The sequence below is a fragment of the Oscillibacter sp. KLE 1745 genome, assembly GCF_000469445.2.
GTDB classification, from domain to species: domain Bacteria; phylum Bacillota; class Clostridia; order Oscillospirales; family Oscillospiraceae; genus Oscillibacter; species Oscillibacter welbionis.
Map to the genome: position 1 here is coordinate 1 of NZ_KI271713.1, position 10,669 is coordinate 10,669.

9 protein-coding genes are annotated in these 10,669 nt (G+C 64.4%); 4 read left to right on the forward strand and 5 right to left on the reverse strand.

Translation table 11 applies throughout. The features are described 5' to 3' along the window. Positions 1 to 35 precede the first annotated feature (35 nt). Entirely contained in the window at positions 36 to 938 is a 903-nt protein-coding gene (gene dapA / locus HMPREF1546_RS06655) for a 4-hydroxy-tetrahydrodipicolinate synthase (protein WP_337542795.1), read from the reverse strand. A 195-nt stretch (positions 939 to 1,133) separates the two neighbouring features. After that, positions 1,134 to 2,219, reverse strand: coding sequence for an aspartate-semialdehyde dehydrogenase (asd, locus tag HMPREF1546_RS06660; RefSeq protein WP_021750225.1), 1,086 nt, complete (start codon positions 2,217 to 2,219; stop codon positions 1,134 to 1,136). A 193-nt stretch (positions 2,220 to 2,412) separates the two neighbouring features. On the opposite strand from asd, the gene HMPREF1546_RS06665 reads away from it, so the two are divergent. The 4 genes from HMPREF1546_RS06665 to HMPREF1546_RS06680 all read left to right on the forward strand — a co-directional run bounded on the left by HMPREF1546_RS06665 (position 2,413) and on the right by HMPREF1546_RS06680 (position 7,228). Next, the gene (locus HMPREF1546_RS06665) at positions 2,413 to 3,795 is read left to right on the forward strand and encodes a SpoIID/LytB domain-containing protein (RefSeq protein WP_021750224.1); all 1,383 of its coding nucleotides are present in this window, start codon (positions 2,413 to 2,415) and stop codon (positions 3,793 to 3,795) included. A gap of 15 nt (positions 3,796 to 3,810) precedes the next feature. Then, entirely contained in the window at positions 3,811 to 4,836 is a 1,026-nt protein-coding gene (gene queA, locus HMPREF1546_RS06670) for a tRNA preQ1(34) S-adenosylmethionine ribosyltransferase-isomerase QueA (RefSeq protein ID WP_021750223.1), read from the forward strand. A gap of 51 nt (positions 4,837 to 4,887) precedes the next feature. Continuing rightward, positions 4,888 to 6,576, forward strand: a complete 1,689-nt coding sequence (recN, locus tag HMPREF1546_RS06675) for a DNA repair protein RecN (RefSeq protein WP_021750222.1) — start codon at positions 4,888 to 4,890, stop codon at positions 6,574 to 6,576. A 148-nt stretch (positions 6,577 to 6,724) separates the two neighbouring features. After that, entirely contained in the window at positions 6,725 to 7,228 is a 504-nt protein-coding gene (locus HMPREF1546_RS06680) for an amidase domain-containing protein (RefSeq protein WP_021751804.1), read from the forward strand. 52 nt (positions 7,229 to 7,280) lie between these two features. On the opposite strand, the gene HMPREF1546_RS06685 is transcribed toward HMPREF1546_RS06680, so the two are convergent. The 3 genes from HMPREF1546_RS06685 to HMPREF1546_RS06695 form a co-directional block, all read right to left on the reverse strand. Then, positions 7,281 to 8,303, reverse strand: a complete 1,023-nt coding sequence (locus HMPREF1546_RS06685) for a tyrosine recombinase XerC (protein WP_021750220.1) — start codon at positions 8,301 to 8,303, stop codon at positions 7,281 to 7,283. 436 nt (positions 8,304 to 8,739) lie between these two features. Further along, positions 8,740 to 10,116, reverse strand: coding sequence for a DNA repair protein RadA (gene radA, locus HMPREF1546_RS06690; protein ID WP_021751805.1), 1,377 nt, complete (start codon positions 10,114 to 10,116; stop codon positions 8,740 to 8,742). Positions 10,117 to 10,167: 51 nt separating this feature from the next. Continuing rightward, positions 10,168 to 10,669, reverse strand: a 502-nt coding sequence (locus tag HMPREF1546_RS06695; RefSeq protein WP_021751806.1) for an N-acetylmuramoyl-L-alanine amidase, incomplete at its 5' end; no start/stop codon positions are given.

A 10,669-nucleotide genomic window follows, 5' to 3' on the forward strand; every position in this document is an offset into this window, starting at 1 on the left:
CAGCAGCCGCCCGGCGAAAGCCGGGCGGCTGTGGCTTATACTCTGGAGGTCAGCTCGTGCTTTTCCAGGGCCGCCCTGATTTTCTCCAGCCCGGCCTCGGTGGGGTCGCACAACGGCAGGCGCAGGGGGCCCACGTCCCAGCCCAGCAGGTTCAGCGCCGTTTTGACGGGGATGGGGTTCACGTCGCAGAACATGGCGTCGCAGAAGTCCTTCAGCTCCAGCTGCAGCTTTCCGGCGGCGGCGAAGTCGTTTCGCAGGCACAGCTCCGTCAGCCGGTGCATCTCCGCCGGCAGGACGTTGGCCACTACGGAGATGACGCCCTTGCCGCCCAGCATACAGATGGCCGCTGTCTCGTCATCGTTGCCGGACCAGATGGAGAAGTCCTCCGGGCACAGGTTCCGGGTCTTCTGAATGTTGGAGAAATTGCCCCCCGCCTCCTTGACGCCGTTGATGTTGGGGTGCTTGGCAAGCTCCGCATACGTCTCCGGCGCGATGGTGACGCCGGTGCGGGAGGGTACGTCGTACAGGATCAGCGGCACATCCACGCCGTCGGCGATCACCTGGAAGTGGCGGATGAGCCCGGCTTGGCTGGCCTTGTTGTAGTAGGGCGTCACCAGCAGCAATCCGTCGGCCCCGGCCCGCTCCGCGTCCCGGGACAGGGCCAGGGCGTTCTCTGTGGAGTTGGAGCCGGTGCCGGCGATCACCGGCAGCCGCCCGTCCACGTGGTCCACACAGAACTCGATGGTCCGCATCCGCTCCCGGTAGCTCATGGTGCTGGCCTCGCCGGTGGTGCCGCAGACGATGATGGCGTCGGTGCCGTTTTTCATTTGAAAGTCCAGCAGCTTCCCCAGGGTGGGGAGATCCACGGTCTCTTTGGTAAAGGGCGTGACAATGGCCACACCGGACCCGGTGAAGAGAGGCTTTTTCAATGTACACACGCTCCTTTTCAGCTGGAAATGGGGAATTAGAAATTTTGGTGCCCGGTGGATCTTGGAAATTCAAAATCGTTCCGCCTGCGGCGGAACACCTCCATTTCAAATTTCCAATTCCTAAATTTGATGCAGGTCTGAGGATAAAAGAGGCGGCCTGCCAACTCCGGCAAGCCGTCTCTTTTGTGGATGTATGAGATGGAATCAGTCCATGTATCCCTTGGCGCACAGCAGCTCTGCCAGGAGCACCGCGCCGCCCGCAGCGCCCCGCAGGGTGTTGTGGGAGAGGCACACGAACTTGTAGTCGTACTGGGTGTCCGGCCGCAGGCGGCCCACGGACACGGCCATGCCGTGCTCCAGGTTCCGGTCCAGCCGGGTCTGGGGCCGGTCAGGCTCCTCAAAGTAGTGGAGGAACTGCTTGGGGGCGGAGGGGAGCTCCAGCTCCTGGGGTACGCCCCGGAAGGCGGCCCAGTCGGCCTTGATCTGCTCCATGGAGGGGGCCTTGCCGTCCGCGAATTTCATAAACACCGCGGCCATGTGACCGTCCTGGCAGGCCACCCGGAAGCACTGGGCGGTGATGGAGGGGCCGTCGGCCCTGACGATCTTCCCGTCCTCCACGCGGCCCCACAGCTTCAACGGCTCCTGCTCGCTCTTCTCCTCCTCGCCGCCGATGTAGGGAATGCAGTTATCCACCATCTCCGGCCAGCGCTGGAAGGTCTTGCCGGCGCCGGAGATGGCCTGATAGGTGCAGACCAGGATTTTGTCCAGGCCGTACTTCTTCAGGGGGTGCAGGGCCGGGACGTAGCTCTGGAGCGAACAGTTGCTCTTCACGGCGATGAAGCCCCGGCGGGTGCCCAGGCGCTTGCGCTGGGCCTCGATCACCGCCAGATGGTCCGCGTTGATCTCCGGGACTACCATGGGTACATCGTCGGTCCACCGGTGGGCGGAGTTGTTGGAGACGATGGGACACTCCAGTCTCGCGTATTTCTCCTCCAGGGCCCGGATCTCCTCTTTCTTCATGTCCACGGCGCAGAAGCAGAAATCCACCATGGAGGCCAGCCGCTCCGCGTCCTGCTCCGCGTCCAGGACCACCAGATTTTTGGCCTCCTCCGGCATGGGGACGTCCAGGGCCCAGCGGCCCGCCACCGCCTCGGCGTAAGGTTTCCCGGCGCTGCGTGCGCTGGCGGCGATGGCCGTCAGCTGAAACCAGGGGTGATGCTCCATCAGCGTGATGAAGCGCTGGCCCACCATGCCGGTGCCGCCGATGATTCCGACTTTGTACTGTTTCATAGTATGTGCCTCCTGCTCCCATGTTGCGGCGGAAAAACGCGATGCCTTCCGTCGATTTTGGTTGAATATGGCGCCGGAATGTACTATAATGATCCATATTGATGTAGAAAGCCTGTACTTCCAGCACGGACATTTGTACATATATTAGCATACTTCCGCGATTCCGTCAAGGTGCATGGCTTGGGGAGGTTCCATGAAAAAAGGCTTGTTCCTGCTGTCGCTGATTGTGACATTTTACGCCCTGGGTACTGTCAGCGCCTCCGCCGTCACCAATGATACGGTGAAGGTGGGGCTGCGGTACGGCTCCTCCGTCATGTCCTCCGCCAACCTGGAAAACGATGAGGGCAGCGGTTACGAGTTCGGGTACTTCGAGGATGACCGGACCTTCGTGTCCCTGGGTGAGACGGACGAGACCGCCATCACCATGGAGCCGGCAGGCCGGGACGGCATCCAGGTGACCATCACCGGCACAGACCGGGTCCTCTATGAGAGCAGGGAGGACACCCTGGCCGTGATGCCCCAGGGCCGGGACCCCGTCACCTGGTTCCGGGGGAACCGCTACCGGGGCGGGTTCGAGTACACCGTCAGCGGCGGCGGGCTGCAGGTGGTGAACGTGGTGGACCTGGAGGACTATGTGAAGGGCGTTCTGCCCTCTGAAATGCCGGGGAACTGGGAGCTGGAGGCCTTGAAGGCCCAGGCCGTGTGCGCCCGGACCTTTGCCTGCCTCACCACCAAGCACCTGTCCGCCTACGGATTCGACGTGTGCAGCTCCACAGACTGCCAAGCGTACAGCGGCATCGGTGAGGCCACCTCCGCCACGGACCGGGCGGTGGAGGAGACGGAGGGGGAGTGCCTCTATTATGACGGCGAGCTGGCCCAGGCCTACTACCACTCCTCCGACGGCGGCGCCACCGAGGACGCGGAGAACGTCTGGGGCACCGACGTGCCCTATCTCCGGGGAAAGGAAGACCCCTACGAGGCGCAGATCTCCATTCCTGATTACAGGTGGACGGTCACCTATACCTGGGAGGAGCTGACCTGGGTGCTGCAGAACAGCGGCTACGACATCGGGGACGTGGTGGACGCCTATGTATCGGAAGTCACCGATCTGGGCAACGTGTATTCCGTGACCTTTGTGGACAGCCGGGGAAAGACCCTGGTCCGCACGGGGGACGATGCCCGGATGGCCTTTTACAGCACCACCCTGGGCAAGAACGTCCCCAGCCTGCGGTTCACCATCACCGGCGGCACCGGGGGCGGCAGCAGCTACGCGGTGAACAGCGCCTCCGGCACCCTGTCGGCTCTGGACGGTGCGTCCGTCATCTCCGGCAGCGGCACCGTCAGCCGCCTGGAGGGGGAGGACCACGCCGCCATCTCCGCCTCCGGAACGGCGGACCTCACCGGCGGCAGCTCCGGCGGGCGGGGCTCCGCCTCCCGGGGCGGCATCACCATCACCGGCACCGGAAACGGCCATAACGTGGGCATGAGCCAGTACGGCGCCAGGGCCATGGCGGAGCAGGGCCACGACTACATCGACATTTTGGAATTTTATTTCACCGGCATCCGTGTCCGGTAATGAGAAGGAAGCAACATGAAGACCAGTGATTTTTACTACGACCTGCCCCAGGAGCTGATCGCCCAGACCCCCATTGAGAAGCGGGACACCTCCCGCCTGATGACCCTGGATCGGGTGAGCGGCGCCACGGGACACCACCATTTCTACGACCTGCCGGACTACCTGAACCCCGGCGACTGCCTGATTTTGAACAACTCCCGGGTGCTGCCCGCCCGTCTGGTGGGACAGCGGCTGCCCGGCGGCGGCATCTGCGAGGTGCTGCTGCTGAACGACAGGGGAGACAAGGTGTGGGAGTGTCTGGTCCGCCCGGGCCGGAAGCTCCGCAAGGGCACCAGACTGTCCTTCGGCAACGGGGAGCTGACCGCCGAGATCGTGGAGCAGCTGGAGGAGGGCGGCCGCCTGATCCGCTTCGACTACGAGGGCATCTTTCTGGAGACGCTGGAGCGGCTGGGCAAGATGCCCCTGCCCCCCTACATCAAGGAGGAGCTCCAGGACCAGGAGCGGTATCAGACCGTGTACTCCAAGGTCCTGGGCAGCGCCGCCGCCCCCACGGCGGGGCTCCACTTCACCCCGGAGCTGCTGGAGAAGATCCGGGCCAAGGGCGTAAAGATCGGGTATGTGACGCTCCATGTGGGCCTGGGCACCTTCCGGCCCGTGAAGGAGGACACCATTGAGGACCACCCCATGCACAGCGAGTACTGCACCATCCCCCAGGAGACGGCGGACCTCATCAACGAGACCCGGGCAAACGGGGGCCGGTGCATCTGCGTGGGCACCACCTCCTGCCGGACGCTGGAATCCTGGGCCGCCGAGGACGGACACATGGAGGCCAAGTCCGGCTGGACGGACATCTATATCTACCCCGGCTACCGATTCAAGGTGATGGACGGCCTGGTGACCAACTTCCACCTGCCGGAGAGCACCCTCATCATGCTGGTGTCCGCCTTCGCCGGGCGGGAGCACGTGCTGGCCGCCTATGAGGAGGCGGTGCGGGAGAAATACCGCTTCTTCTCCTTTGGCGACGCCATGTTCATCAGCTGATATTGCCGCGCCCGGCGGACCTGCCGGGCGCTTTTTCAGAGGAGGAGTCCCATGCTGGAGCTTCTGCACATTGAGAATATCGCGGTCATCCAGGAGGCGGACATCCAGTTCCGCCCCGGCTTCAACGCCCTCACCGGCGAGACCGGCGCCGGCAAGTCCATCGTCATCGACGCCATGGGCGCGGTACTGGGCGGGCGCACCTCCCGGGACCTGGTCCGCACCGGCGCGGACCGGGCCTTTGTCAGCGCCGAATTTTCCCAGGTGCCCGGTGATCTGGCCGGGTTGGCGGAGACCGGAGCTGCCCCGGACGAGGACGGCCACCTGCTGCTCCAGCGGGAGCTGACGGGGGACGGCAAGAACCTCTGCCGGGTCAACGGCCGCCCTGTCACCGTGGCCCAGCTGCGCAGGATCGGAGAAGAGCTGCTGAACATCCACGGCCAGCACGACGGCCAGCAGCTGCTGGACGAGGAGCAGCACCTGAGCTATCTGGACCGCTTTGGCCGGACGGAGGCACCCCTGGGGCGGTATCAGACGGCCTATGAAGCCATGGCCGACTTACAGGCGAAGATTCGGGCCCTCCAGATGGACGAGGCGGAGAAGGCCCGGCGGATGGACAGCCTCCGCTTTCAGATCGACGAGCTGGAGCGGGCCCAGCTGGTGCCCGGCGAGGAGGAGAGCCTCACAGAGCGGCGGGACCTGCTGCGGAACGGGGAGAAGTACCTCTCCGCCCTGTCGGGGGCGGACTACTGCCTGAACGGCGGGGAGGAGGGAGGCGGCGCCGTCTCCGCCCTCCGGGACGCGGAAGAGGCCCTCGCCGGTGTCCGCACGCTCTCCGGAGACATGGGGGAGCTGTACCAGCGCCTGGAACAGCTGCGGTGTGAAGCCTATGACCTTGCCGAGATCATTCGGGACAAGCGGGAGGCGTTCGACTTCTCCCCGGCGGAGCTGGACGCGGTGGAGAGCCGGTCCGACCTGCTGTACCGGCTGAAAAAGAAGTACGGCGCCACGGTGGAGGAGATGCTGGCCTACCTGGACAAGTGCCGCCGGGAGCTGGACGATATGGAGACGGCGGACGACACCCTGGCCCGGCTGGAACAGCAGCTGGAGAAGGCCCGGAAGGCCGTCCTGGCAGCGGGGGCGGAGCTGACCGCCGCCCGGAAAGAGGCCGCCGCCGTCCTGGAGCAGCGCATCCAGTCCGAGCTCCGGGACCTGGACATGCACAAGGTCCGGTTCGCCATCGACTTCGGGGAGAAGGAGCCGGGCCCCGACGGCTGTGACGCCGTCCGGTTTCTGATGTCTGCCAACGCCGGGGAGGACTTGAAGCCCATCGCCCGGATCGCCTCCGGCGGTGAGCTGGCCCGGATCATGCTGGCCCTGAAAAACGTGCTGGCGGAGCAGGAGTCCATCGGCACGCTGGTGTTCGACGAGGTGGACACCGGCGTCTCCGGCCGTGCGGCCCAGAAGGTGGCGGAGAAGCTGGCCCAGGTCAGCCGCCGCAAGCAGGTGCTGTGCGTGACCCACCTCCCGCAGCTGGCCGCCATGGCGGACACCCACTTCTCCGTGGAGAAGGGGGAGCAAGACGGCCGCACCTATACCCGTGTGGTGCTGCTGGACCGGGAGCAGCGGAAGGCGGAGCTGGCCCGGATCACCGGCGGCAGCCACGTGACAGAGGCCCTGCTGGCAAGCGCCGGAGAGCTGCTGGACCAGGCGGATCGCTATCGGAGCGAATTAGGGGAATGAGGAATCATGCGGAATGAGCAATTTCTGGGTCCGGCAAAGCCGGACCCATTCCAATTGTTCCGCCTGCAGCAGAACACATGAATTCCGAACTCCCAACTGACCAAACGTCCCTCTTTCGCATACAATGGCGGGAAGAGGAGGGGAGCCCATGCGCTTTTTTGCAGACTACGACCGCAGTGCCGCCGTGCTGTATGCCCACCAGTGGGCCTATGGCCGGAACCCGGCCTTTTACGACTACGAGAACGTGGGGGGAGACTGCACCAACTTCGCGTCTCAGTGTGTGTTCGCCGGCAGCGGTGTGATGAACTTCACCCCGGATTTCGGCTGGTACTACATCGACGCCAACCAGAAGTCCCCCTCCTGGACCGGGGTGCCCTATTTCTGGAATTTCATGACCAGGCAGGCGCCCTCCGTAGGGCCGGTGGCCCAGCCCTGCGCCCTGGAGGACCTGCAGCCCGGGGACCTGGTGCAGCTGAGCTTCAACGGCCAGGAGTTCCAGCATACGCCGGTGGTGGTGCGGGTGACGGCGCCCATCACCCTGGAGACGGTACTGATCGCCGCCCACAGCTACGACGCCGACAACCGGCCCCTGTCCACCTACACGTTCCAGGACATCCGGTTTCTGCACGTACTGGGCACCATCCGGCCTTAGGCAATCGTTTGCGCAAAATGAACAGGGAAAACCGGCTGGGAGGGAGCGCCTCTCAGCCGGTTTCCTTTTGCTTTTTCCTTGATTTTTTCACGTGTGACAAGGGATTTGCCTTTGCAGCTATCCGCAGGGATTCGTTGTCGATGTGGGTGTAGATTTCCGTGGTGTTCAAATGGTCGTGGCCCAGCACCTCCTGGACGGCCCGGACGTCCACGCCGTTCTGCAGCATCAGCGTGGCGGCGGTGTGCCGCAGCTTGTGGGAGCTGTACTCCGCCGGATCGATGCCCGCCTGACCCAGCCGCTTTTTCACCATGGCGTGGACCGTGGAGCGGCTGATCCGCTCGTTCTGAGAGGAGAGGAAGAGGGCGTTTGCGTCCCGGCCGGTGATGGGCCGCCGCACCGCCAGATATTTGGCGATGGCGTCCTGGCAGGCGTCGTTCAGGTAGATGATCCGGACCTTGTTGCCCTTGCCAAGAACCCGCAGGGCATCTTCCTGGATGTCGGAGAGGTTCAGACCCACCAGCTCGCTGATCCGCAGCCCGCAGTTGAGGAACAACGTCAGGATACAGTAATCCCGCTCCTGATTTTTGCCGTCCACGGAGTCCAAAAGCTGGATGCTCTCGTCCAAGGTCAGGTATTTGGGCAGGGTTTTCTTCAATTTCGGAGAATCCATATCTTTGACAGGACTTTCACGAAGTAAGTGCATCTTATTGGTGAGGTAGTTGTAAAACGACCGGATCGTGGCGATCTTCCGGGCCCGGGATGCGGCGTTCAGGCCGTAGCCGGAATTCCGGCTGTTCTGGTGCTGGACCCGGTCCCGGCTGAGGTACGTCATGTAGCCGTAAATGTCCGTCAGGGTCACGGAGGCCACGAAGTCCAGATCCACGTCCGTAATGTCGATCTCATCCAGAGACCGGTCACACAGGGACGGGTCCCGGGTCTGCTTGAGATAGCGGAAGAAATTCCGCAGGTCCAGAAAGTATTCGTCCACGGTCCGCTTGGAGTGGGCTTTGATGGTCTCGTGGTACGAGAGAAAGTCCCGCAGAATCTGCGGCGCTTCGGTGCGGTAATCAGCCATAACGGTGTCAACTTGCGGGCAGATACTCCGCGCAGCCGCCGGAGCGGCTGCTGGGGGGTTAGGTCGTGCCGGGGGCCTGAAACGGGCCCCGGAGCGGTTTGGCTCTCCCCTAAATTGAACAAAATTTTTATTTTGTTCAATTTTCTATCTCCCCGCAAAACCTCCTTCCCTGACAGGTCTTTTGAAAATTTCCCGGCCGGACCGCAGCCGCAGCCGCAGCGCCGGCGGCACACGCCGGAACGCGCGGCGCATCTCCGGACCGGACATAAAAACCGCCGCTTTCGGCAAAGCTAGTCCCAAATCCATGGAGATGGGATGATGTGTATGAGTTTGATTCCCTGTACCAGCCAATGTGTGTATCAGCAGGACGGCGTCTGCACGCTGGACAGCGCCGCCGCGGCGGGCCTCCCCGCCCTGGGCGGCGCCTGCGTCCACTTCATTCCGACGGACGAAGGGCGGCTCGGATCGCCTCACCGATATTCCGCACCGGGATCAGACGAAGCCCCGCAGGCGCGGCCAGCTCCCCGGTCCGGCGGGACGGAATCAGGCACTGGGTAAAGCCCAGCCGCCGGACCTCGCTGACCCGCTGGCCCAGCTGGCTGACGGACCGCAGCTCTCCGGTGAGGCCCACCTCCCCGATGGCCACCAAATCCGCCGGCACCGGCCGGTCCAGATAGCTGGAGGCCAGGGCGATCACCGCCGCCAGATCCGCGGCGGGCTCGTCCAGGCTCAAGCCGCCGATGATGTTCAGGTACGCGTCGCAGGCGGAGACCTTCAGGCCGCCCCGCTTCTCCAGCACCGCCAGCAGCATGGCGAAGCGGTTGTAGTCAAAGCCGTTGCTGGTGCGGCGGGGGTTGCCCGCCGGAGACGACACCGCCAGCGCCTGAATCTCCGCCAGCACCGGCCTTGCCCCCTCCATCACACAGGTGACGCAGGTCCCGGGGGCGTCCTCCGGCCGACCGGACAGCAGCATCTCCGACGGGTTCTCCACCTCCACGAGGCCGCTGTCCCGCATCTCGAAGACGCCGATCTCATTGGTGGCGCCGAAGCGGTTCTTGGCCGCCCGCAGGATGCGGTAGGCGGTGTGCTGGTCCCCCTCAAAGTACAGCACGCAGTCCACCATGTGCTCCAGAACCTTGGGGCCGGCGATGGACCCCTCCTTGTTCACATGGCCGATGACGAACACCGTGATCCCCTGCCCTTTGGCCAGCTGCATCAGGGCCATGGTGCAGTCCTTCACCTGGCTGACGCTGCCCGCCGGGGACTCCAGCGCGTCATTGTACAGGGTCTGGATGGAGTCCACGATCAGCACGTCCGGCGCCTCCGCCGCCACGGACTCCAGCAGGTCCCCCAGGCTGGTCTCAGAGATCACGAACAGCCGTTCGCTCTGCACATCCAGCCGCTTGGCCCGGAGCTTCAGCTGGTGCTCCGACTCCTCGCCGGATACATACAGGACCTTATTCTCCCGGCAGAGGCTCTCGCAGATCTGAAGCATCAGCGTGGACTTGCCGATTCCCGGCGCGCCGCCCACCAGCACCAGCGAGCCCTTGACGGCACCGCCGCCCAGGACCCGGTCCAGCTCTCCCATGCCGGTGGAGAAGCGGATTTCCGCATCCGCCTCCAGCTCCGTCACCGGCCGGGCCCTGCGGACGCTCCCCCCTCCTGCCGGGCGGGAGGCCCCCTTCCCTGCCGCCCGGGCGGCCTGGGGCTGCTCCACGATGGTATTCCACGCCCCGCAGGCCGGGCACTTCCCCGCCCACTTGGGCGTCTCATTGCCGCACTCCGTGCAGTAGAACAGGGTCTTTGGCTTCATTGCAACCTCCCATGGAAAGAGAGACGAACAGACTGTCTGATCTTTTCTCTTTCAACTCTTATCTGAATTCAGCACGCCCGCCGCGATGGCCGCCGCCAGCTTTGTCTGGTAGGCCGGGTCCTTCAGCTGTTCCGTCTCCGCGGCGTTGGAGAGAAATCCGCACTCCACCAGCACGCCGGGGGCGGTGATCTCCTTCATCAGGTACACCGAGGACGGCACCTGGGCGGCCTTCTTCTCATGTCCGGCGTTGACGGCGCCGTTCAGGGCCTCCTGAATGGACGACGCCAGTTCCTCCGCCCCCTCCTGGCGGTTCCAGAACACCTGGGCCCCCCGGGTGGAGGGCGACGACGGCAGGCTGTTCTGGTGGATGCTCAACAGCACCGCGCCGGGCAGCTCATTCACCAGAGCCACCCGGTTGTGGAGGTCGGAGACCTTCTTCTCCCGCAGAGTGGCGCTGCCGGGGTCGTAAATGGCGGCGTCCCCCTCCCGGGTGACGGTGGTGGGCACCCCCGCAAAGGTCAGCAGGTCCCGGACCCGCCGGGCGATGGCGAGG